This is a genomic window from Photobacterium sp. SKA34 (assembly GCF_000153325.1).
Taxonomy (GTDB): Bacteria; Pseudomonadota; Gammaproteobacteria; order Enterobacterales; family Vibrionaceae; genus Photobacterium.
Window position 1 is genome coordinate 1,477,308 of sequence record NZ_CH724141.1, and the last position, 23,075, is coordinate 1,500,382.

Annotated in this window: 22 protein-coding genes; 10 read left to right on the plus strand and 12 right to left on the minus strand. The window is 36.4% G+C overall.

Annotated elements, in window-relative coordinates; translation table 11 throughout:
• Positions 1–36: 36 nt before the first annotated feature.
• Together SKA34_RS07785 and SKA34_RS07790 are read right to left on the minus strand one after the other, a co-directional pair.
• The gene (locus tag SKA34_RS07785) at positions 37–825 is read right to left on the minus strand and encodes a hypothetical protein (protein WP_006644963.1); all 789 of its coding nucleotides are present in this window, start codon (positions 823–825) and stop codon (positions 37–39) included.
• Between the two features lie 211 nt (positions 826–1,036).
• Positions 1,037–1,819, minus strand: a complete 783-nt coding sequence (locus SKA34_RS07790; protein ID WP_006644964.1) for a hypothetical protein — start codon at positions 1,817–1,819, stop codon at positions 1,037–1,039.
• A gap of 280 nt (positions 1,820–2,099) precedes the next feature.
• Between SKA34_RS07790 and SKA34_RS07795 the strand changes: the two genes are divergently transcribed.
• Positions 2,100–2,432, plus strand: a complete 333-nt coding sequence (locus SKA34_RS07795) for a hypothetical protein (protein ID WP_006644965.1) — start codon at positions 2,100–2,102, stop codon at positions 2,430–2,432.
• An 83-nt stretch (positions 2,433–2,515) separates the two neighbouring features.
• Here the strand turns inward: SKA34_RS07795 and SKA34_RS07800 are convergent, their stop codons facing one another.
• Both SKA34_RS07800 and SKA34_RS07805 read right to left on the minus strand, forming a co-directional pair.
• Positions 2,516–2,869 (minus strand): HopJ type III effector protein, encoded by a 354-nt coding sequence (locus tag SKA34_RS07800; protein ID WP_006644966.1) that lies wholly within the window; start codon positions 2,867–2,869, stop codon positions 2,516–2,518.
• Positions 2,870–2,937: 68 nt separating this feature from the next.
• Positions 2,938–3,330, minus strand: a complete 393-nt coding sequence (locus SKA34_RS07805) for a DUF2750 domain-containing protein (RefSeq protein ID WP_006644967.1) — start codon at positions 3,328–3,330, stop codon at positions 2,938–2,940.
• Positions 3,331–3,496: 166 nt separating this feature from the next.
• On the opposite strand from SKA34_RS07805, the gene SKA34_RS07810 reads away from it, so the two are divergent.
• Together SKA34_RS07810 and SKA34_RS07815 are read left to right on the plus strand one after the other, a co-directional pair.
• Positions 3,497–5,032, plus strand: a complete 1,536-nt coding sequence (locus SKA34_RS07810; protein WP_006644968.1) for a phospholipase D family protein — start codon at positions 3,497–3,499, stop codon at positions 5,030–5,032.
• A 298-nt stretch (positions 5,033–5,330) separates the two neighbouring features.
• Positions 5,331–6,680 (plus strand): sigma-54 dependent transcriptional regulator, encoded by a 1,350-nt coding sequence (locus SKA34_RS07815; protein ID WP_006644969.1) that lies wholly within the window; start codon positions 5,331–5,333, stop codon positions 6,678–6,680.
• Positions 6,681–7,733: 1,053 nt separating this feature from the next.
• On the opposite strand, the gene SKA34_RS07820 is transcribed toward SKA34_RS07815, so the two are convergent.
• Positions 7,734–8,840, minus strand: a complete 1,107-nt coding sequence (locus SKA34_RS07820) for a GGDEF domain-containing protein (RefSeq protein ID WP_006644970.1) — start codon at positions 8,838–8,840, stop codon at positions 7,734–7,736.
• A gap of 338 nt (positions 8,841–9,178) precedes the next feature.
• On the opposite strand from SKA34_RS07820, the gene nrdD reads away from it, so the two are divergent.
• From nrdD to SKA34_RS07840, 4 genes are all read left to right on the plus strand, one after another.
• A complete protein-coding gene (nrdD, locus tag SKA34_RS07825) occupies positions 9,179–11,305 on the plus strand; it encodes an anaerobic ribonucleoside-triphosphate reductase (protein ID WP_006644971.1) in 2,127 nt (708 codons plus the stop codon).
• Between the two features lie 104 nt (positions 11,306–11,409).
• The gene (gene nrdG, locus SKA34_RS07830) at positions 11,410–11,886 is read left to right on the plus strand and encodes an anaerobic ribonucleoside-triphosphate reductase-activating protein (RefSeq protein ID WP_006644972.1); all 477 of its coding nucleotides are present in this window, start codon (positions 11,410–11,412) and stop codon (positions 11,884–11,886) included.
• 533 nt (positions 11,887–12,419) lie between these two features.
• The gene (locus tag SKA34_RS07835; protein WP_006644973.1) at positions 12,420–14,507 is read left to right on the plus strand and encodes an EAL domain-containing protein; all 2,088 of its coding nucleotides are present in this window, start codon (positions 12,420–12,422) and stop codon (positions 14,505–14,507) included.
• A 105-nt stretch (positions 14,508–14,612) separates the two neighbouring features.
• On the plus strand, positions 14,613–14,876 hold the full coding sequence (locus SKA34_RS07840) for a DUF2960 family protein (protein WP_005365828.1): 264 nt from the start codon (positions 14,613–14,615) through the stop codon (positions 14,874–14,876).
• A gap of 60 nt (positions 14,877–14,936) precedes the next feature.
• Here SKA34_RS07840 and SKA34_RS07845 read toward each other — a convergent pair whose 3' ends face one another.
• Positions 14,937–15,305, minus strand: a complete 369-nt coding sequence (locus SKA34_RS07845; RefSeq protein WP_006644974.1) for a nucleotide pyrophosphohydrolase — start codon at positions 15,303–15,305, stop codon at positions 14,937–14,939.
• A gap of 83 nt (positions 15,306–15,388) precedes the next feature.
• Positions 15,389–16,294, minus strand: coding sequence for an EamA family transporter RarD (gene rarD, locus SKA34_RS07850; RefSeq protein ID WP_006644975.1), 906 nt, complete (start codon positions 16,292–16,294; stop codon positions 15,389–15,391).
• Positions 16,295–16,569: 275 nt separating this feature from the next.
• On the opposite strand from rarD, the gene SKA34_RS07855 reads away from it, so the two are divergent.
• Positions 16,570–16,923 (plus strand): DUF2750 domain-containing protein, encoded by a 354-nt coding sequence (locus SKA34_RS07855; RefSeq protein WP_006644976.1) that lies wholly within the window; start codon positions 16,570–16,572, stop codon positions 16,921–16,923.
• An 81-nt stretch (positions 16,924–17,004) separates the two neighbouring features.
• On the opposite strand, the gene SKA34_RS07860 is transcribed toward SKA34_RS07855, so the two are convergent.
• Both SKA34_RS07860 and SKA34_RS07865 read right to left on the minus strand, forming a co-directional pair.
• A complete protein-coding gene (locus SKA34_RS07860; RefSeq protein WP_006644977.1) occupies positions 17,005–17,769 on the minus strand; it encodes a 1-acylglycerol-3-phosphate O-acyltransferase in 765 nt (254 codons plus the stop codon).
• 368 nt (positions 17,770–18,137) lie between these two features.
• On the minus strand, positions 18,138–18,614 hold the full coding sequence (locus tag SKA34_RS07865; RefSeq protein WP_006644978.1) for a GNAT family N-acetyltransferase: 477 nt from the start codon (positions 18,612–18,614) through the stop codon (positions 18,138–18,140).
• A gap of 228 nt (positions 18,615–18,842) precedes the next feature.
• Here SKA34_RS07865 and SKA34_RS07870 point away from each other — a divergent pair, with 228 nt between their 5' ends.
• The gene (locus SKA34_RS07870; protein ID WP_006644979.1) at positions 18,843–19,352 is read left to right on the plus strand and encodes an NlpC/P60 family protein; all 510 of its coding nucleotides are present in this window, start codon (positions 18,843–18,845) and stop codon (positions 19,350–19,352) included.
• A 46-nt stretch (positions 19,353–19,398) separates the two neighbouring features.
• Here SKA34_RS07870 and SKA34_RS07875 read toward each other — a convergent pair whose 3' ends face one another.
• The 3 genes from SKA34_RS07875 to SKA34_RS07885 form a co-directional block, all read right to left on the minus strand.
• A complete protein-coding gene (locus tag SKA34_RS07875; protein WP_006644980.1) occupies positions 19,399–19,923 on the minus strand; it encodes a protein disulfide oxidoreductase in 525 nt (174 codons plus the stop codon).
• 12 nt (positions 19,924–19,935) lie between these two features.
• Entirely contained in the window at positions 19,936–22,038 is a 2,103-nt protein-coding gene (locus SKA34_RS07880) for a protein-disulfide reductase DsbD (protein ID WP_006644981.1), read from the minus strand.
• A 206-nt stretch (positions 22,039–22,244) separates the two neighbouring features.
• Positions 22,245–22,790, minus strand: coding sequence for a hypothetical protein (locus SKA34_RS07885; RefSeq protein WP_006644982.1), 546 nt, complete (start codon positions 22,788–22,790; stop codon positions 22,245–22,247).
• Positions 22,791–22,865: 75 nt separating this feature from the next.
• Here SKA34_RS07885 and SKA34_RS07890 point away from each other — a divergent pair.
• Positions 22,866–23,075: redoxin domain-containing protein (locus SKA34_RS07890; RefSeq protein WP_006644983.1), on the plus strand; the 210-nt coding region annotated here is incomplete at its 3' end.

The following is a 23,075-nucleotide window of genomic DNA, read 5'->3' on the forward strand; positions in this document are numbered from 1 at the left end:
CTAGCGAGTAGGGCGTTGATGTGAATAGAAAGTGAATTAAACCGCAACACTGTTAGGTTGTAAGTATTGCTGCCAAGCAGTTTGGTACAAGTGTAACGATTCTTGTCGAAGCTTGTTGATTTTTGATTGCTCAAATTCAGATACTGGACGCTTTTCTTGTAGTGCTAAACGTTCAATTTTTTGGATTTGTTCATAAATATCATGCTCTTTACCATTTTTCACATCAGAAATATCTTTTAAGTGAAGCTGTACTTCTGCAATGATTTTACTTTGTGGTAATTCAACTAATACATTTAAATCACGGTAACCAGAAGCAGTTGGTTTTTTAAAGCGGTTTTTAACACCAACAATGGTCGCTTCTTTACTTAATAACTCAAAAGATTGCACTAAAGATGAAACATCGTTAGCGACGAGAGAAGCACGTGCGATATCGGTAATTTTATTGGTTTGACCATTTAACTCTGTTTCAATTTTATGTTGTGCGCGTGCCATTGATTTTACTGGTGGTACTAATGCTTCAGTTGATGAAATAAGGCTAATGCTACGCATAAGATGAGCTAATTCAACTTGTGCTTGAGTTGATGTTTGGTACAAGGTAACAAAGTCATCATAAGGTTGTGCAATGTTGTTATTTTTCCAAGATTGAATGCTATATAAACCGCTTAAATCACGTTGAAATGACTTACGGCTTGCTTGAGATAAGCGTGTTGGTGACGGTTGGTCTGAGATTGTGTATGCGGGCGCAACAGCGGGTGCTGCAACCACCGAACGGCTAAGCATACAGAATAGAATAAAGCTTGTACGTAGAACAGATTTTACATCCATTAAGCAACTCCCAATGATATTGTCCTTCAATATCAAACACACAAAAAGGGTATAAAAAGTGTTGTGTAGTTTGTCGGTGCTTGGTTTTACTTTCTAATCTGATGTTAACAATATAGCCTGAATGGGAGGTAAACTCTGTGCCGATATTCATAAAACGACAAAAAAGCCGCATAAGAATGCGGCTTCGATCACATTATTGTATGTTGTTTTATTAGCTGGCTAGAATGAAAGGCTGAGTATAGGTTTCCCACGCTTTTGCATATAGTGCTTGGGATTTATTCTGCAAGCGTTTGATTTGCATCTTTTCAATATCGTCTAACGCTCGACGTTCAATTATCGAAATGCGTTCGATTTTTTGAATCGCTTCATAGATATCATGCTCTTCACCATTTTTGATTTTTGCAATGGCTTCAAGATGCAATTGAATTTCAGCGATAAGTCCACTATTACTTAATCGAATTAAGACTTTGATATCGCGATAGCCTGATACAGCAGGGGTATCAAAACGGTTCTTCACTCTAACGATATCGCTATATTGAGCTAAGTGGTTATATGCTTTCACTAAATCGCTAATATTTGTTGCGACAACACTTCCACGTACAATATCGGTTAGTTTATTTACGTTACCGCGTAACTCTGTGGCAATTTTTGTTTCAGCACGTTTTTGTTTTTTAATTCCAGGTAAAAAAGCCTGGGAGTTACTAACGAGAGCTGCTGCTTCTAACAGCATGTTGAGTTCTTGTTGAGCTGGATATGCGTACTGGTATAACTTCTCTAACTGACTATATGGCTGTGTAATATTGTGTTGACGCCAGCTAGGAATTTGCTGTAGCTCTTTGATAGAATGCGATGAATTAAATAGTGCACTCGTTTTATTAATTAGCTTGAAATTATGACTATTTTTTGAATCTTGAAACATAGCATCAGCAATTGAGTTATTGCTAACCGCAAGAGGTAGTAGACGATGAGCACGAGCTTCAGTGTGAACAACCATTTTTTACTCCTTTAGCACACAGCTCACTAGCAAATGGTAGCTAAGTCTGTGATTTAATCCTGAACGTCCTGTTCTGGCGCTTAAGATAATACTTTATTTTCAAAAGTGGTAATAAAAATGTGTATTTTTGTTAACGGTAATTCAACATTGTGAGAAGGGTCATAAAACCATAGTCATTGAGAGGTTAATTGTGCTTTTAGTGGGGTGGTAAGTTACTTTTATTGTTTAAAGTTTGTTCAATGTGAACTTATATAATGTTTAATCGAAGGGACAGTAAATAATGCAGGAAAATCTATTAATTGGCTTTATCGTTATTTGGGGAACGCTGGTTGTTGGAAGTGTGATGATATTTCAACGCGGTAAGGATGTAGCAAAAAAGCGTAAATTATGGCCAATTTATACCGTGTTTAGTAACGTTGTGATTGGCGGGTTCATTATTTATATGCAACCACCAACGGTATGGTTAGTTGCGATTCTAGTGTTATTGGTGCCATTAACATTACTGACTATTCGTTCTACCAAGTTTTGTGATAGCTGTGGGCAGGCAACTCGCTCCCCATTTTTTATGAAACCCCCGCAGAAATGCAGTCATTGTAATAAGCCGTTAAGCTAATTTTTCAATTATGATATTAAGCAAGCCATCATCGTATTACTCTTAGTTGATAAAGAGTAATTATCGTGATGGCTTGTTTGTTATTAAGCTTTAGCAGCTAACGGGAATGTATCAAATTGAATGCCAGACCAACCGTATTTAATAAAATGGCGAATATTTTGATGGTCGTTGTTTTCAGGATGTTCTAACACATCTTGACGGTAATATTGACCAAAACAAGCTAGTGTTTCTTGTTCTGATAGTTGATTTAATTGCGCAAAAGCAAAAATTTTACATGAACCTTCATTTGTTCCTGCATCATTTTTTAGCGTATCGCCTTTTATACCATTGTAAAAAGTTGTGGCCTGATAATCGTAATGTTCAGTGATCACAGCCATAACGAGGGCAAATTCAACGGTGGTTGGATTTTGTTTAATAGTTTGAAGTAGTGCGTCCATTTACGTTTTTCTCCTATAAAAAAGGCCAGAATAATTCTGACCTTAGTGTTTAAAAATTCTTACAGTTATTAACGCTGTTTTTTTGCTTGGTTCTTTAGTTCGTAATCTAGCTCGTCAGGGTAGATCACTAAACCTTCTTGATCTTGAATTGGGAATACAACGATAGCCAGTTCGTCATCTTCAAGGCCATGCGTCCAACGACTATGCCATTTGTTTAATGAAATGGCTTCTGTTTTACAATTATCCCACTCACCAGTAGCCCATGCTTCTGCAAACTCTTTATTTGGCCATACTGGTACACAGTCTTCCTCATCGGTATTAAGCATTACACAACCGTGTTCATCGATAAGGATCCAAATTTCACGGTTAGCGACAACTTCTTTAACTAAATGCTTATAACGCTTTTCGGCATCAAAACCTTGGATTGTTTCAATTGCTGTTGCATCTAATGGCGTAGACATGGGTGTATTACCTTGGTAGTTATGTCGATTATTTGTAAGAATAAATCAAAATAGAACAGAGATCTTGTTTTATCCTACTGATATTACAATTTTATAGGGTTTTATTGGGTTGTCATGCAAGATTAAATAACAAAGGAATTTATCTTTATAGCACAAGGAGCCTGTATTGTTTACTTGCCGTTCTATTGCAACTACCGTGTCATTATCATTACTACTATCTGGGTGTAATTTGGTTTACTGGGATGAAGATTTTGAGAGTTATCATGACCTTTCGTCATCTAATCCTTACCCGTTTCATCAAGTTGATATTTATCAGCCGGATAGTGGCGTAGGACGCAATGATATTACGGTACTAAATAGTGGTATTGCAGCATTACAAACCCGTATTGATATGATCCGACGTGCTCATAACACGATCGAGGTGGAATACTTTATTTTTTCTCCAGATATGAGTGGGAAAATAATTGTGCAAGAATTAGTTGCAGCAGCAAAACGAGGAGTAAAAGTTCGGATATTAATTGATAAATCTGCCACTGTATTTGAGTTTGATGAATACTATGCCGATGGTTTAAAAGCTCATGGTATTGATGTTCGCTATTATAATGCCGCTCCGCTGTATTATATTTCTACGATAAACTTTCGTAATCATCGTAAATTGTTAGTGGTTGATGGCAAAGAAGCGATAACTGGGGGGCGTAATATTGAAAATGATTATTTTGATCTTTCAGAACAATATAACTTTCTTGATCGTGACCTACATGTCTCAGGCTCTATTGTGAAAGCAATGCAAGATTCTTTTAATGCGTTTTTTGAACATGATATCAGTGAACGTTATCATTCTCCTGAAGTACCTAACAATCGTATTGAGTTACAAAAATATGAGCGTAAACAGGAAGCCGTTCAAGCCTTTCTTGCTCATACAGAAATAGAAGAGGCCGCAAGAGCGAGAATAGAAGCCATCGCAAGGCCGATTTTAATCGCGAAAAAGACTTACTCGTGCCCTGAAACTACATTTACTTCAGATGCACCGGGAGGATCTTTTTGGACGCGCTTTAAAGATCCGTATAGTGATAATTATCGTTTTTTACGTAAAACAATTTTCGATAAAGTGATGACTGTAGATAACAGTTTAGTATTGGCATCTCCTTATTTACTGAATAATCGAAAATCAGAGCATTTAATGCAAATATTACTCGATAAAAATATCGATATGACGCTATACACGAATTCTTTATCCTCAACCGACGCCACTTATGTAGCCGCACAACTGTATAGTCATGTTTACGATTGGCAAGCTGAAGGGATGCATATCTATCTTCATGCTGGTGAATGGCTAAATGAAACTGCAACAGTGAGTAAAGCTGTGGAAAGTGCGCGATGGGGGATGCATTCAAAAACACAAATTTATAAACGCAATGGTAATGCCCAAAACGAAGTGATGGTGGGTACGTACAATATTGATAACCGTTCTAATCACTATAATACTGAAATGGGACTTTTTTGTCGCGGCAACGATCAACTTGTCGCTGAAATTGAGGAGAGTATTCGTTCACGAGCAAAGAATGGATACCAAATTGTAGGGAATGAACAGGCAATAGATAGTCAAAATAACCCAGTTAATGTCTATGGAGCTGGTGATCCTGACACAACAAAAATGAAATTTATGTGGTTACCGTCATGGCTATTTAATTTCTTATTATAATAAGAATGTAGATATAGTTATACAGTAAAACATAATTAATTAGATAGTAAAAAGATATTTATATCTTGTATTTTTTTGTCAAAAAAAGAATTAGATAAAAATATGATATGAAAAAAAAGTTATAATTAATAAATAAGGCAATGAATTAGATAAAATAATGTTTTATTTGCATTTTGGTATGCAAAATAAACAGTATATATTTTGTTTATTTATAGGTATTAATACGAGGCATATTATTATTTTATTGCCTATATTATAAAAAATAGGGAAATTAACGATATTATAAAAGGTGACTTCAATGGTAGCACAGTGTGATAAAAAAACGTTCAAAGCTAGACTCGTTGCTATTGGCTGTACTTATGAACCTTGGATTGCGCTATTAGAACAAACTGGATGGAAAACACATTGTTGTTATGACCTTCGTACTGCAGATGCCATCTTAGAAGAATATAGTCCTTGTATTTGTATTGTCGATCTTAGTAATAATGATTTCAGTTTGAATAGCATTTCTTTAAGAGCAAATAAAACAAAGCAAGTAAAATGGATAGCTGTTATTAAAAAAGAGCAACTTGGAATGGACTCCATTTGTCAGTTTATAAATAATTACTGCATTGATTATTTTTCTATTCCTATTCCATCGACGCATCTATTAGAAACTGTGGGTCATCAATTAGGCATGTTAGAAATTGAATCTAACTCTTGGACTGAATTAGATGCGCAGCAAGATGTCGGTTTATTTGGCGAATCTAAATCAATCAAGCATTTGAGAGATATGGTTCGACGGGTGGCAATGACAGACGTTAATATCTTTATAAGCGGTGAACAAGGAACCGGAAAAGACCTTATTGCGAACTCTATTCATAATCTAAGTAAGCGAAGAAATGATAGTTTTACTATGATAAATTGTGCATCAGTCATGGATGATGATGAGCAAATAGCCTTTCTAAATATAGACGGTGAACATGTATCTGATAACACCATAAAAGCGGGGACTGTTTTACTTAATGGTGTTGAAGAACTGTCTAAAAACTTACAACAGAAGCTTCTCTCTTATTTACAAAAACCAACTAATGACTCTTTAGAAGATACCATAGAGTGTGATGTTCGTGTTATTGCCTGTTCAAGTGCCAATTTAGAGCAAGCAATTGCGAATGAAACATTCAGTAAAGAGTTATTTTATCGTCTTAATGTTTTCCATATTTCAGTGCCGACATTACGTGAAAGAGGTGCGGATATTATTGCTTTAGCTGAGTATTTCTTACAAAAGTATTCAAGAGAATATAACACTATTGCAACTCAGTATAATGAAGAAGCAAAACAGTTACTTCTTCGTTATAACTGGCCGGGCAATGTACGAGAGTTAGTAAATCAAATTAAACGAGTGTCATTATTAACAGACGGCAATGAAGTTGGTGTTGAACACTTCGATTTACCTAAGAAAATAAATATGAAGCAAAGTTTACGTAATATTAAAGATGAGGCAGAAAAAGACGTGCTTGTTGCAGTATTAGAAACTCACCGTGGTCAGGTGGCATCAGCCGCAAAAGATCTTGGTGTTTCAAGAGCAACAATGTATCGCTTGTTGAATAAACATAATATTGTGCCTGATGTTCGTTACTATAATGGCTCCAATTACGCGACCGAATAAAATTTGATGGATAATAGCCCACTTATTTTATACTTTTTCATAAGGTATCGGTAAGTGGGATTTTTTTGGCTGCAATGTATAACTCGATAAGTTAAAAGAGAAAAACGGTGTAAAACTGAGGCCAAAGAGAATTGGACAGTGATCATTTAATTGGTAACTTGATACCTGTTTGATGGAGTAAGTTACCTGCTGGACAGACGTTATATTAAAATGGTAACTACTAAAACCAAGGTAAATTAATTCTTTATAACAACGGTAATAGGCTTTATTCTTTTCGTTAAACAGTTACTTTTATATGATGAGTTAGCCATTTTAAAGAGTCTTGATGTTTATTATCAGAAAAAGTTGGTTATGTTATTTGTTGTATTAAGATATATACGATGATTAATGTCACCAACCAAGATAAAAGGCTGCTTATTCATCTGTTGTTGTTTTATCCACTTTTGTTGGTAATACTGCTTTTCTCATAATGTTAAAGCTTGAGAGCTTAAGCTTGTTATATCTGCTTACTTTTTAACGGCAATACCGATGAATTGGTTTATCTCATTAAAAATGTCGTCTTTGTTTTTGATTCTTGATGACATGAATATTTGTTACCGGTCGCTAGGAACAATGCGAATAAGACTTGCGGCACTATCGACTTCTTGGAAGGCAAGGATATCAGGTTCATAGGCTAAAAAACCTGTTTTAATATTGTGTAATCTTTCTGAGTACGTTTACCTTTTGTTGTCGATCTGAAAGCCATTGCAAATTCCATGTCATGATGGAAAGTGAAGTTGCATAACTTATATTTGAGGCGGAAAGAAAAATAGTAAGTAATAAGAATATTGAATTGGTATCCCTTACCATGTTCAATAAATTTATTGTGACTCATTATAGTGTATTAAAAAATGTTTTAGTTACTTACTCTGTAATACTTAATTTTAGGGCGAGTTATCACATTACATTGAAATGTGTTGTCGGTTGGATCATGAGCATGATCATCCAGATAATAGAATGCTTAAATTGTGTACTTAAAAGCGCTTAAGCGATTTAGGTATTTTTATATGCTTGTTATGCAGCGATATAACAATTTCGTCCTGATTTTTTTGCATCGTATAAATTGTGGTCTGCTTTTTCTATAAATTGAGTTGAACGTTGGCTTTCCTCATAAGTCGTTATACCTTGGCTGATTGTGACGATATGACTTGTTTGAGAGGCTGGATGATCAATAGCTACTTTAGTTAAGTTCTCCTGAATACGTTGTGCGACTAAAATGGCACCATCAAGATTGGTATTTGGTAGCAAAACGACAAATTCTTCTCCACCAAAACGAGAAACACTATCTATACCTCGAAGCAAGCTCGCATCTATCACCTTTGCGACTAATTTTAAACACTCATCCCCCGCAATATGCCCTTGGCTGTCGTTAAATGCTTTAAAGTGATCAATATCAATTAATACCAGAGACAAAGGGATGTGTAAGCGTTGGGTATTTTTTATTTGCTTTTCAAGTTCTATTTGGAAAAAGCGGCGATTTTTAATTTGGGTTAATTGATCATGAGAAGCGAGTTGGTTTAACTCTTTTACTAAACGTTTATTTTCATGTTCTTGTTGAACACGGTTACTGAACCAGCGGTATAGAACGCGGCGCCCAGATTCAATGATGATGAGAGTGATCATAAACTTTTCAAATGAGAACAGTAATGTTAGGTGCTCATCTTCGATTGTTATCCAAGTACTTAAAGCAAGTATTGGTGTCACCGCTAAATATAAGGCATTTCGATAAGTGTAAAATCCAAGTAATGCTACCATAGTCATCAGGTTAGCTAATACTTCAGAGAGTAAGGTGAATTGTACATACACTCCTAAAATTAAGATGGTTGCTCCCCAACTCAATCCATAGATCAAACTATAAAAGGCACTAATTAAACGATAATTGGCTGGTTCAGTACTGCGATTAAAATAAATGATCCCAAAACCAGAAAGTATCATTTGCCAAATAAACTGTGCAGCCAACAAGGATGATAATTCAGAATCATTAGTGAAATGATTGAGCCATAATGTGACTAACATTAAAGATAAGATCATCAGAGATATCTTAGATGACCATAAAAAACCAATACGAAGGTTTTTATAGGTTACTTTATTGATACGCTGTGTAAGTGTTAAGCCATCCATTAAATATTCAAATCAGCCTTGTAAAAAGTGTTTAAGCAGTCTACTTCATTCAGCAGAAAAGCAAGAAATTTTTCTTAATTTATTTTGTTAAATACCAAATAATTATATTGACAATTGTATATGTAAATTTGCTTTTATAAAGAATTTTGTGACGCATCAAACGCATCAAACGCATCGCTCGGATCGTAATCTCTCCTAAAAATAAATTGATTTGGATCAATGTTTGTTTTTCTAAAATCTCGCCTAATACCCATATCTTGTTGTTACGTGTATGCCGAATGCCTATATTTTGTGTTTGCGTGACGCTGTAATGAATATTGTATATTTAGGAGCCTGGTGTGAAACTTGTTGTGATTAAGCGTGATGGCTGCCGTGTACCTTTCGAAATGCAACGCATTAAAGAAGCGGTAATGGGCGCAGCTCAGTCAATCAATGACATGGATATGAGTGAAGTGGATGCAATGTCTGTTGCTGAAGCGACATTGGCTCAATTCCAGCATGCTGAAGAAGTAGATATTCACGCTATCCAGGACGCTGTAGAGAACCAATTGATGGTTGGTCCTCACAAAACAGTAGCCCGTGCCTATATTGAATATCGTCATGATCGCGATATTGCACGTGAAAAGAAAAGTCGCCTAAATAATGAAATTCGTGGTTTGATTGAGCAGAGCAATGCGTCTTTACTTAATGAGAATGCGAACAAAGACAGTAAAGTGATCCCAACTCAACGTGATCTACTGGCTGGTATAGTTGCTAAACACTACGCGACTCAACATTTGTTGCCGCGTGACATTGTTAAAGCACATGAGTGTGGCGATATTCACTTCCATGATCTGGATTATTCTCCTTTCTTCCCTATGTTTAACTGTATGCTGATTGATTTAAACGGCATGTTGACCCATGGTTTTAAAATGGGTAACGCAGAAATTGATACTCCTAAATCTATTTCTACCGCAACAGCAGTTACAGCTCAGATCATTGCGCAAGTAGCAAGCCACATCTACGGTGGAACAACCATCAACCGTATTGATGAGGTACTAGCCCCTTACGTTACTGTAAGTTATGAAAAGCATTTAGAAGTAGCAAAAGAGTGGAGCATTGAAGACCCAATTGCATTTGCTAATGCACGTACAGAAAAAGAATGTTATGACGCATTCCAATCACTTGAATATGAAGTAAACACACTACATACCGCAAATGGTCAAACACCGTTTGTTACATTCGGTTTTGGTTTAGGAACATCTTGGGAATCACGAATGATCCAAGAATCTATCTTGAAAAATCGTATTGCAGGTTTGGGTAAAAACCATAAGACGGCAGTATTTCCTAAGCTTGTGTTTGCCATTAAAGATGGCTTAAACCATAAACAAGGTGACGCGAACTACGATATTAAGCAATTGGCGTTAGAGTGTGCTTCTAAGCGCATGTACCCAGACATTTTGAACTATGACAAATTAGTTGAAGTAACTGGTTCATTCAAAACGCCTATGGGCTGTCGTAGTTTTCTTGGTCCTTATGAAGAAAAGGGTGAGTTGATCCACGAAGGTCGTAATAACCTTGGTGTTGTAAGTATCAACCTTCCTCGTATTGCTTTAGAAGCAAAAGGTGATGAAGCGCGTTTCTTTGCATTATTAGATGAGCGTTTGGCTTTATCTCGTCGCGCACTTGATGCTCGTATTTCTCGTCTTGATGGTGTGAAAGCACGCGTTGCTCCTATTTTATACATGGAAGGAGCATGTGGTGTACGCCTAAAAGAAGATGATGACGTATCAGAAATTTTCAAAAATGGTCGTGCATCTATTTCGCTTGGCTATATTGGTATTCATGAAACGGTGAATGCACTTTATGGCAACGACATGCATGTATACGACAGTGAAGAGCTACGCCAAAAAGCAGTTGCTATTGTTCAGCGTTTACGCGATGCAACAGATTCATGGAAGAAAGAAACTGGGTATGGCTTTAGCTTATACAGTACGCCAAGTGAAAACCTATGTAGCCGTTTCTGTGCAATTGATACTAAAGAATTTGGTGTTGTTGCCGGAGTGACAGACAAAGGCTACTACACAAATAGCTTCCACCTAGATGTTGAAAAGAAAGTAAACCCATACGATAAAATTGACTTTGAGATGGCTTACCCTGATATCGCGAATGGTGGTTTCATCTGTTACGGTGAATACCCAAATATTCAACATAACCTTGAAGCCTTAGAAAATGTATGGGATTACAGCTACTCGCGTGTTCCTTATTACGGCACTAATACACCAATTGATGAGTGTTATGAATGTGGCTTTACTGGTGAGTTTGATTGTACAAGTAAAGGTTTTACATGCCCTAAGTGTGGCAATCACGAACCATCAAAGGTATCAGTAACACGCCGTGTATGTGGTTACTTAGGTAGCCCTGATGCACGCCCGTTTAACTTCGGTAAACAAGAAGAAGTGAAGCGTCGTGTTAAACACATGTAATTTCTATTTAAGTGCATAGTGTGTTGAGATAAAAGTGCCTAAGAAGGCACTTTTTTTTTTAAGATTATTATTTAAAAAATAACTAGAGAGTGTAGGTGACCGATATGAATTATCACAACTATTACCCTGTTGATATTGTTAATGGGCCGGGCACTCGTGCAAGTTTGTTTGTTTCTGGGTGTATTCATCAGTGTCGAGGTTGTTATAACCAGAGTACATGGCGATTAGACGCAGGACATTTTTTTAGCCAAGAGATGGAAGATCAGATCATTAATGATTTGAACGATACCAGAATTAAACGCCGTGGCTTGTCTTTATCTGGAGGCGATCCGTTACACCCAAAGAATGTGCCTGATATTTTAAAGTTGGTAAAACGTGTCCGTAGTGAATGTATTGGTAAAGATATTTGGTTATGGACAGGGTACATGCTCGCTGAGTTAACTGAGAAACAGAAAGAAGTTATTGATTATATTGATGTTATTGTTGATGGGAAATACGAAGAAGCCAAACGAGATCCTTCTTTGGTATGGCGTGGTAGTGAGAATCAGGTTATCTATTATTTAAATAAAAAAGAAGCATAGCGAGTATTTCATAATAATATGCATTAATGTCGTAATGTTCTTGTTGTTTACAAATTCCACCTGTATGAAAAACATACTAAAAGTGTGTTTTTTCACAGTGTTAGTAAAGTTATCCACTGTTTCTGTGTATAAGTATGGGAAAAGGCAGTGCATGATTTTACCCATGTCTTATTAGCGAGAATACGTTTAAAACATGTCAACGTATTTCACATCTAAATAAATATGCGGTTAATTGTATATTGTTGTTTTCCTTTTATTTATTTGAGGTACCACTCTAAACAGTGTAAGAGACATAATTTTTCAACAATCTCTTACATGCTTTATGTGAAGTGATAGGTAGCACAGTATTTTATAAATTTTCATTTATGATAAGCTGATATGATTAATAGTATAATTTACTTAAATATAATAAGAAGTTAGCGTTGTTCGTGATGATTTAAATGATGTTATCAACACGAATGTTGGTATTGAATAGTGAAATACAGGCAGCATTGAGCTGATAGTATTTATCATAATTAAATAAGAAAATAGTTATGACTGTTTACAGAGTAATGTCAGAGCTCTCGTCGAATAAATATCTTGTTGCTGTTTCAAATGTCTTTATCATGGCCTTACCGCTGGCATTAATCTCGACGTTTTGTGAACTTATAGCGATATTCAGCGAACATTACGGCTATGATTCATTAACTGGCACGATAAGATATGTAGGTGAATCTACAGGGTTGATGTTCCCTATATTGATCAACTTCTACCTTGTTACATACCTATCATCTGTAAAACGTATCCCCAAAGGCGTCTCAATAGCGAGTGCATTAACTGTATATTTTGTTGTGTCCTACCAATGGGGCTTTTTATCGCAAATTATGCCATTACCTAATAGTTTTCCGCTGTCTTTATTAACGGCATATATTACTTGTGAACTCATTTCTCGATTAAAGAAATTTCGTATTTTTAGGGGCAGTGATCGCGACTCTGTCATAGACAGCTCAGCAAACATGTTACTAGGCGCGATAGTTTCAATTGGTGCATTGATATCATTTAGTCAGCTCATTTACTTTGTTGTTAATTTTATAAGTATTCCATCTTCATTATTTCCCTCGCTTGATCCGACCTCTTTTGTTGATGGTCTTATTTATGAGTTATTGCGCGGGGCTTTTTGGTCCGTTGGGATCAATGGACATAATGTACTTCATATGTACAAAGCTGAACTTTACGATATCACCATGATGAATATTTCAGCTTGGCATAATTTTGGTGTAGATCTTAATATTATCAGCACCAATTTTTATGACTTCTTTACAGGTATCGGTGGTAGCGGTAACTTATTAAGTTTAGTCATTTGTATGCTGCTATTTGCAAAAAGTAAAGGTTATAAAGTATTAGCTAAAGCGTCCCTCGTCTTGTGTCTTTTTAACGTCAATGAGCCTGTGCTCTATGGTGTGCCTGTTATTTTTAATCCAATCATGATTATTCCTTTTCTTATTGCACCCGCAATTGGTTTTGTGGTGGCTTATGGGGCGATGTATTTGGGAATTGTGCCACCATTAAGTGAAGTTCAAAGTTGGTTAATGCCTCCTTTACTGAGCGGCTATGTTGCAACAGGAGGTGCTATTTCTGGCGTAATATTACAAGCTGTTATCATATTAATTGGTGTCGTGATCTACTATCCATTCTTTAAAATAATGGATAAACGTAACCTTGGTATTGGCGTATCCGATGTCTTCTCGAACCGTTTATTTACCAGCGATGAGATTGAAGTTAAAACACGTATAACAAGTTTTATACCGTCTTTACATCAAAATTTAAAAGCACAAAAAGAGATCGAACGCTTACAAGCAGAAGGAGAGTTTTTACTTTACTTCCAACCTCAGGTTGATGTGAATACGAATAAGATCATTAGTTTTGAAACACTTATTCGTTATCAAAATAAGGATGGGAAAATTTTACCGCCCACGTTTTTAGCAGCCTTTAGTCAATTAGGATTAATGCCTGATTTAGATTATTGGGTTTTTGACAAAGCATTACGTGCTGGCGAACGATTTGCGAAAGTAAATGAGAACATTAGATTATCGATAAATATCTCACCAGATACTGTCTTATCGAAAAATTTTGTCCAAACGATAAAAACACATATCGAAGAGAGCTCATTGTCATTTTCTCAAATCGAAATTGAGATCACTGAAGAGTTATTGGTTCAAAATGAAGCTGATGTAGCGAAAGTCATTGATCAATTACACCAATTAGGCATAGCAGTTGCGTTAGATGATTTTGGTACTGGTTATTCATCACTGGCTTATTTATCGCGCTTTGATTTTGATAAAGTAAAAATAGATCGAACACTGGTACTGAACTTGGAAACACAGCGAGGCAAAGATCTGTTTAGCTTAGCTGTACAACTCGGTAAGATCACTAATGCTGAGATTGTTGTTGAAGGGGTTGAGCATCTAAAAGAAGTTGAATTTATTCAATCTGTGGGTGTGCGTTATATTCAAGGTTTTTATTACTACCGGCCAATGTCACAACAAGATGTTTTTGCTAATGACTTATTACAAGACTTTGTTTCTAATAACGATATAAATAATGATCTGATAATTAAGAAGGTAACAGCTAAAGACGTATAGTTTAGTGTTGACGGATTTTTAAATAATGCCGTGTTTTTTAAGCTTCCATCTTAAAAGGATATACGGTAAATTTCGTATCCATTTTTATGCTCTACTGGGGACGTTATGTCACGCACTATTATCTATACCTACAAAAATGAAGAAAAAGAGCTTATTTTTTCATTTGATCAATACCGTAATATTCATGAAGCGGTAGCAGCTGCAGAAGGTATCGACTTAACGTCATTTCTAAAAATGGAATTGCAAGTTGAAGCAGTTTCAAATTCAAGTAAAGCAGCACGTGATTATCGTGATAGTCATTTTCGTAAGCTAGGCTTTGGTAAAATTGCTTTAGCGAAAAAAGAAAATCGCGGAGTTGGCCAAAAATAGTCGGCAAATAAACGAAAAATGCTGGCTATCATCGCCAGCTTTTTTGATTTTAATGATTGCTCATAGCTCATTATATTTTTTCGCTGATCCGTAACACCTTTCAATAGGGTACTTGTCAGCATTTTTGATTATTTTTCTCTGGCAAGCCTCTAAAATATCTACGTCGCATTTATCCGCTAATCGAACAAGGTACATCATCACATCCGCAATTTCGTCTTCTAATTGCTGCTTTTTTTCTTCTGAAAGATGTTGGCTTTGTTCGGGTGTTACCCATTGAAATATTTCTGTTAATTCACCAATTTCACCACTTAAGGCCATTACTAAGTTTTTAGGGGTATGGAACTGATCCCAATTGCGCTGTATTGCAAAGTGACGGAGTTGTTTTTGTAGTCGTTTTAGATCAGATTTTTCGGATGGGTTTGATGACATCATAAAACATTCTTATTTGGGTAATAATTGAAGGATAAGCAAAAACACAGAACAACGCACGATGTTTGCATTTTAGATAGTTGCTAATGTGGCAGAGTAACTTTACGTTTTTTATGGAATAAGTTAGGTAATGCTTCAAGAGTGCAAAAGATCAAACCTGCCCAAATAAGGCTAAAACTGATCGCTTTAGTATGATCAAAGACCTCACCAAACAAGAACACCGCTAATAAGAACTGTAATGTTGGCTCAATATATTGCATTAACCCAACCATTGATAAGCTAGTACGATTCAGTGCTAAAGCGAAGAAAATTAACGGTGCGACTGTAACTGGCGCAGAGCCTACATATAATAGGAATGTAGTAGTACCTGATGTCAATGACACACTATCCCCAGTGAAGTAAAGACACAGCATATAAATCACAGCACAGGGGGTAAGAATAGCGGCTTCAATAGTCACAGATGTTAGGGCATCATATTTTATATATTTTTTGGTTAAGCCATAGATAGCAAAAAAGCTTCCCATAAGAAGAGATAACCAAGGTAATTCACCGTACTGCAAGACTTGATAAGCAATGCCTAAGATAGCCAGAACCACAGCGATTACCTGTGCTTTAGTGAGCTTTTCTTTTAAGAAAAACATACCTAAGGCAATAGCAAATAATGGGTTAATAAAATAACCAAGGCTAGCGGCAAGTACTTCACCATGGGTAATCGCCCAGGTAAAAGCATACCAAGAAACACTCATGATACAGCCAGCAATACCGCACATGAAGAATGATTTTTTATCTGCTAATAACTCAGTTACGTTAGGTAAAGGCTGTTTAAGTAGTAGCATGACTAATAACATAACAGGCACTGAAAAAATAATTCTTAGTGCGAGTAATTCATTAATATTGGCTTGTGGCAAGAACTGATAATACAGTGGGATAATTCCCCAAAGTACAAAAGAAAACGCCGCCAGCATATTTCCAGCACGACGAGATTGCATTGATTGACCTAACAGTAAAGTATAAATATATGATGTAAGTGTGCTAGCAAGATTTTGCTATTTCGCGTAAAACAGAGTGAACCCAGACGATAATCGCGACATTCTGTCATTACCTGGGTATATGTCAACATTATTTTATCTCTATGTGGTATAAAAATATAAACAATATTTAATCACTGTTTATTCTGTTTTTTGTTAAACTTCATGAGTTAGAGTACTGTGGTGATATAAGCTATGGTTGCTTGCCATTTAGGTTTACAACTGAGAGAAAATAGATGACTAAATTAACGTCAGATATCCAAGCTAACAAATTAATGTTTGTTGAAGAAACACAAAATACACGTATTGTTTGGAGCCTTCGTAATGAAGAAGGTGATTGGCTATCTGTTGCTTCATCTGAGTTTGAAGATTCGGAAGTAATGCCATTCTGGTCAAATGAGGAAGATGCGAAAGCACAGTGTGCTGATGAGTGGGCTGAATTCCAACCAAGTGAATTACCACTAGATATTTTCTTAGAAGATTGGATGATCACATTAGCTGAAGACGGTGTTCTTGTTGGGTTGAACTGGAATGAAAGTCTTGAAGGTGTTGAAGTTGAACCTAGCGATGTTGCTAAGCTTTACATCTAAGCTTTACATCTAAGCTTTACATCTAAGCTTTATATTGTTGATATAAATTACACCCAATGAAAGCCATTGGGTGTAATTATTTTAGGCTTTGTTTTCTTTTGATGTCTCTTCACTCACCAAATAAGAATCTTTCGTTAATTCATTATCAAGTTGGGCGATCTTTTCTGACATTAGTTGGTGGCATCTTTCCGCTAGCTTTCTTGCGTCAGTAGACTTAAATGTTTGAGTGTCGATTGGGGCTAACATTTCAGCTATTACAGTACCGTTATCAAGTTTATTTAAATCAATCTTATTGTGTGTCGTACTGATCACGACAGGAATAATAGGTACACCTGCTTCTATCGCCATTCTAAAAGCCCCAGTCTTAAAAGGTAGTAATCCACGTCCTTTACTTCGAGTTCCTTCAGGGTAAACCCATACAGATAAATTTCGCTGGTGGATAGCATCAGCAACTTGCTGAATGGTATTACGCGCTTTGGCTTTATTCTCACGATCAATCAGTATATTGCCTGTGATCCAGTAAAGCTGCCCAAAGAAAGGGATCCATAATAAGCTTTTTTTTCCCAGTGACACGGTATTTGGTTGCAACATGCCAGGGGTAGTAACAAAGTCATAAACGCTTTGGTGATTAGAGATATAGACTGCATTAGCAATATTGGTACTGTTACTTAGCCCACGTTGTTCAATACGAACACCTGTGATTTTTTGCAATTGGTTAAACCAACGACAAAAGGTGTAGACATGTTTAGGTGCACGAGGTCGGTTAATTAGGCAGTAAAGTAGTGCACAACAGGTTGTAATTATAATAAAAAGGGTTGCGATGATAATTCGAATAAAAGCCAGCACATATACTCCTTATGCTGTTTAAGTTATTTGCATGACTACATTTTTATACATTACCTAAATAGTTATTATTGTGGTAGTGTGAGCTTACAAATAATTAACATTTTATAGCGCGTTATCACTATTTATAAAAATATAGTGTATCTGGACGGATGACATATTTCTTGTTAATAAAATTAACAGTTACATTTTCAATTCTGACGTGAAGATAATCGCATATGTATCTATAGATAAGTAAATGACTGGATCTTAAATAGGATAAAATTAAGAATTACAAACAGATAGCCAATACGTTATAGACGTAATGATAATCTCTTCTGTTGTATAGATTTTTTAGCTTACTTGACTGTAAGCTTTTTTTTTTACCTTTGTTACAATAATTTAACCATGTTATAGCGCTCGAACGTTACATCGTCACGAATAGCAATTTCTGTATCAATTGTTTCAAAACCTAGCTTTTGAAACAATAGTAGAGATAGTTTACTGGCTGTAACACTCAGTATTGTTTGATGGTTTTTATATGCTAGCTGTTCAAGCTTACTATAAATAGCACTCGCGATACCTAAGCGATTAAATTCAGGCTGGGTATATAGTAAAGCAATATAATTTTTCGGATGAAGCTGACCGAATCCCATCACTTTCCCTTTACTATTAATTGCCATTATCACAGTACCTTGTGTTAATAATTTAGCAAATTCGTTTGGATATTTTCGTGGATAATCTGCCCATATTTTGACTTGTTGTGGATGATAATAAGCAGGAGCAAGCTTAGTAATTGCATCATAGTAAAGCTGAGACAACTCTTGTTCATAGTGTGGATTATAATTAAGTAGTTGAATTGATGTCATATGGTTGAGCGTATGCGTTTAGTGTTTTATATCTAATTTTAAAATATTAGAATTATTATTGTTTGGAATCTGTCAAATTTATTCTGATAGTGTGCACTTCGTCCTTATTATTGGTATTCTTTTGAGCCATAATCAATAAACTCTTATCAAATAAGCAGTACAGGGCAAATTTTGAAGAACAGATTTAAATATAATAAACACGCATTTTTTGCATTGGCGCTTGTGTCAATGATTGGGTGTTCTTCGACTAACTCTGTAAATGGTAAAACATCAAACAATAAGACTGCTGAAATAACGACAGTAGGCAAAAAAATTGCTTCTAGCAATGATATATTGAAAGAAGGTTTAAAAAAGAACGCTTCTGTGGATACTGGTATGTTTGATGGTATTTACCATTCATGGAAAGGAACACCTTATCGCCTTGGTGGAACAACAAAAAAAGGTATTGATTGCTCAGCATTTGTTCAAGTTGGTTATTCTAGCGTTTACCAAATGATGTTGCCAAGAACGACATTACAATTGGTTGAAAAAGGACGTAAAGTTTCACGTAAAAGTGCAAAAGAAGGGGATTTAGTCTTTTTCAGAACGGGGCGTAATACACGTCATGTCGGAATATACTTAGGCAATTCAGAATTTATGCACGCGTCACAATCAAAAGGTGTCATGATTTCACGCTTAGATAACCCTTATTGGAAGAGACATTTTTGGCAAATTAGACGAATGCCAAAACCGCAATGACAATTAAATAATAAAAAGCCCAGCTAAAATTAGCTGGGCTTTTTATTTATAAGTATGTTGCTGCCATTACTCTAGCTAATAAACCAACGGGAGTAGTAACACCTGTAGTGGAATTAAAGACTTTGCCATTTTTAACAAAAAGAATGGTGGGTGTAACTCTTACTCCTAATTGTTGGCTAATATGACCATTCTGGTCATTAATAACAGGAAAGCGATATTCTTTGCTGTTCATGTATGCTCGTAATAAACGATCATCTCCAGAGCGAATAGCAACACTAAATACTTTTATATTCAGATCACTTTGATATTGTTGTAGCCAATTGATTGATGGACTTACAAAACGGCAACTTGGACACCATGTTGCCCATAAATAAAGTACAACAGGTTGTTGATAACTGAGAGTTAGCCAATCAACATCATGCTGGTTAATTGTTTTTTCTACCGAATGGTTATCAACAGAAACCGTTAGATCTTTATTTCGCCAGATATCAACAACAATACTTACTGCCGTTATTAATATAGCAGTGATAAGTATATTTTTAAGCCATCCTTTGGCAGACGTCCTTGTCATTTATGTTATTCCTTACTTATTTGCTTTTTTAATTGCGTTAAGTACTTCGTCACTTGTTAAAATCACGGGCAATGGGATACCTTGAGGCGCATTAGGACCATATACAATATTAAATGGAACACCAAAACGTCCATGTGATTGTAGGAAGCCAGTGACGTAGTCAGAAGGTTTTGTCCAATCACCGCGCATTAACTCGATGTTATCTGCAGATAAGGCCGAATATACGGGCTCTTGCAGTAACACACCGACTTTATTGGCTTTACAAGTGATACACCATTCAGCTGTAACATCAACAAAGACTGTTTTTCCTTCAGCGACTTGTTTTGCAATGTTATCAACGTTTAGCGTTTCCCAATGGTGGTCATCGGCTAGCGGCTTCGCCCAATGGTTTGAGGTTAAGCTACCGACGATAAGGCTACCTGCAACGCCCAGCAGTAGAACCGCAGTTGTGATGATAACGGCTTTGCGTCCTTTCTTACGACCTAATTGCCATAAGATAACGAGCATAATGAGTAGACCAGTAGCCCAAACAACAGTGGCACTAAAGAAGCTGGTCATTAGGCTTAATAGCCAAATACTGGTTGCAAGCATCATCAAACCAAACAGTGTTTTAACCCGATCCATCCATAAACCCGGTTTAGGTAATGCGTTTGCCAATTGTGGGAAGAGAGCAATTAACAACCATGGAGCAGCCATACCAATCGCTAATGCGGTAAATATAGCAAAGAGTGTCACATAACTAGCGCCTAATGCGAACGCTACAGCTGTGCCTAAGAATGGGGCACTACATGGCGTTGCAAGCAGAGTGGCAAACATACCTTGAATAAAGTGACCAAAGTGTGAGTTATCACCTTTAGTTGCCATCCAAGTATTGGTGTTACTTGATAAGCGAATTTCAAATAAACCTAACATATTTGCGCCAAACAGGGCGGTGATCGTAATCATGACACCAATAAACCAAGGACTCTGGAATTGGATTCCCCAACCAAGCGCTTGGCCCGATAATTTCATTAATGCTAAAAAGCCAGCTAATAGCCAAAATGACGTGATAATACCTGCAGCTGAAGCGATAAATTGTGTACGAATTTGGCGTTTTTCTAAACCTTTCGCTGAAACTACGCTACTTAACTTCATACCTAATACCGGTAATACGCATGGCATGATGTTAAGAATTAAACCGCCTAATAGTGCAATGCCAATAATTTCTAATAAGTTACTATTAGAGCTCGGTACAATAACTGGGGTATCTGTTGCTGTTGCTGGGATCTCAACGGCGAGATTATTATCACCAATTGTGATTTGAAGTGGTTCACCAACAAGTTTTGGTGTACCAAACCAACTGGTTACGGGTAATACCGCATACAGAGTTTGCTCCTTAATCGTCACATTTGGTGCTAAGAAAGAGGTGTCTTTAACGGCTTTATTATGTCCGTCAATCAACACATCAGGTTTTACCCATCCAGCTTTATTGGTTGCAACCACCGTAATTGCTTTGTTGTTCTTGTCATAAGAGACAGTATCAAGTGTTACTGCTTGAGACGATTTAGGTACTTGGCTATAACCTTTGTTGTATAAAAACATCGCATCAGTCGATAAGCTGAGTTTTTCAGGGTTAAAATCAAGTGCTAATTCATAGTCAGTCAATACACAAATACTGGTACAGGAAGACATGGTTAATTTACCAGCAAGGAATACAGGCTTATTCATGTTTTTTACATGAATTGAAAGTGGGAAAATAACATCATGTTTATAGCCAAGTGTTTCAACACCTAAGAACTCATAACGTTTTGGCATCGGCCACTGCCAGTCAACACTTTTAACATTACTAGACATATCCCAGTTTACATACGGTGCTACACCACCTTCACCAGGCGATCGCCAATAGGTTTTCCAATCTTTATCAAGTTTAACTTCTAGCAGCCCTTGAACGGTATGGTTCGCAGTGTCTTTTTTACCCGTTAGTACTAACCTAACTTGCACTGGGGGATGCTGCGGGTTTGTTACCCACCCAGTTGAAATCTCAGTAGCCGCAAAGGTTTGACTGGAAAAAGTGATACTGAGTAATGCGCCGAGCATGGCACAGACGAAATAAGTATTGAGGTATAATTTTTTCAATCTAGAACTCCGTTTTAACAATGCACGTGTCATTGCAACGATAATGGGCGTATAAGTTGTATATTATGGTCTTTGTTATGATATAGAACGGTACAATAACGAATCTATTTCATCGACTTAGAAAAATATTCATATTATTAGGTGACAGTCTATTCACGTTTAAGTTCGCGTATTAGGACGATAAGTCATACCATCGTTTCTTATTGTTACTGTGATAGCTTCAACATGCGTTTTAGTTTCGTGAAAAGGCTTTGCTGAGTCGCTTTTTTTCCTTGGTAAAATGCTTGCAGTAACCGTTGGCGAAGCTGTTCATCTTCTTTACTGTCTTTCGCCTGTTTTGTCTCTTCATTAAGATGAGCTAACAGGGTTTCAGCTTGTTCATTGGCATAACTATAATCAATTTTATTAGCGCCTTGAACAAACAACCACAATAGAGTGATTAGAATATATTCATCAGCATCTTGATTGAGAAATTTGCTAGCGTGTTCAGCCCCTACAGTTGAATGAAATACTGATTGCATTTGATGATAGTCATTCTGTTGTTCTATCCAGCGAGATGAAACAATGTGGTGTTGTTGCGTCATATAGCCTAACAGTAAAGCTAAAGGTTGTTTATCCTGTCGCTGGTGGCAAATATCATTAAATCGAGGTGTTGATTGCTCATTAAAGGCATTGATAATATTTTTTTCTTTCTCTGATAAATCAAGTTGTTCAAGGCCAAGAGAAAAAAATAAGTGTTTGAGATCTGTCATGCTATTAACTTCGTACAAAAGGACGTTTACAGAATAACATGGACAATTAGCGAGTAATAATAAATAGGAATGATAATGACAAAAATTTATGACTTCGACGTTAAAGCACTTTCTGGGGAAGTGCGTTCATTCAGCGATTATGAAGGGAAGGTTTTACTCGTTGTAAATACAGCCAGCAAGTGCGGCTTTACGCCTCAATATGAAGCGTTACAGACACTATATGAAAAGTATCGTGATCAAGGATTAGTGATACTTGGTTTTCCATGCAATCAGTTTGGTGGACAA

Bases quoted from the DNA above. Each gene is read 5' to 3' on its own strand.
- SKA34_RS07870 (WP_006644979.1), top strand. From the start codon at position 18,843: ATGATTGGGTGTTCTTCGACTAACTCTGTAAATGGTAAAACATCAAAC.
- SKA34_RS07835 (WP_006644973.1), top strand. From the start codon at position 12,420: ATGACTGTTTACAGAGTAATGTCAGAGCTCTCGTCGAATAAATATCTT.
- rarD (WP_006644975.1), bottom strand. From the start codon at position 16,294: ATGCAATCTCGTCGTGCTGGAAATATGCTGGCGGCGTTTTCTTTTGTA.
- SKA34_RS07805 (WP_006644967.1), bottom strand. From the start codon at position 3,330: ATGTCTACGCCATTAGATGCAACAGCAATTGAAACAATCCAAGGTTTT.
- SKA34_RS07840 (WP_005365828.1), top strand. From the start codon at position 14,613: ATGTCACGCACTATTATCTATACCTACAAAAATGAAGAAAAAGAGCTT.
- SKA34_RS07785 (WP_006644963.1), bottom strand. From the start codon at position 825: ATGGATGTAAAATCTGTTCTACGTACAAGCTTTATTCTATTCTGTATG.
- SKA34_RS07845 (WP_006644974.1), bottom strand. From the start codon at position 15,305: ATGTCATCAAACCCATCCGAAAAATCTGATCTAAAACGACTACAAAAA.
- SKA34_RS07815 (WP_006644969.1), top strand. From the start codon at position 5,331: ATGGTAGCACAGTGTGATAAAAAAACGTTCAAAGCTAGACTCGTTGCT.
- SKA34_RS07790 (WP_006644964.1), bottom strand. From the start codon at position 1,819: ATGGTTGTTCACACTGAAGCTCGTGCTCATCGTCTACTACCTCTTGCG.
- SKA34_RS07865 (WP_006644978.1), bottom strand. From the start codon at position 18,614: ATGACATCAATTCAACTACTTAATTATAATCCACACTATGAACAAGAG.
- SKA34_RS07875 (WP_006644980.1), bottom strand. From the start codon at position 19,923: ATGACAAGGACGTCTGCCAAAGGATGGCTTAAAAATATACTTATCACT.
- SKA34_RS07800 (WP_006644966.1), bottom strand. From the start codon at position 2,869: ATGGACGCACTACTTCAAACTATTAAACAAAATCCAACCACCGTTGAA.
- nrdG (WP_006644972.1), top strand. From the start codon at position 11,410: ATGAATTATCACAACTATTACCCTGTTGATATTGTTAATGGGCCGGGC.
- SKA34_RS07820 (WP_006644970.1), bottom strand. From the start codon at position 8,840: ATGGATGGCTTAACACTTACACAGCGTATCAATAAAGTAACCTATAAA.
- SKA34_RS07795 (WP_006644965.1), top strand. From the start codon at position 2,100: ATGCAGGAAAATCTATTAATTGGCTTTATCGTTATTTGGGGAACGCTG.
- SKA34_RS07885 (WP_006644982.1), bottom strand. From the start codon at position 22,790: ATGACAGATCTCAAACACTTATTTTTTTCTCTTGGCCTTGAACAACTT.
- SKA34_RS07855 (WP_006644976.1), top strand. From the start codon at position 16,570: ATGACTAAATTAACGTCAGATATCCAAGCTAACAAATTAATGTTTGTT.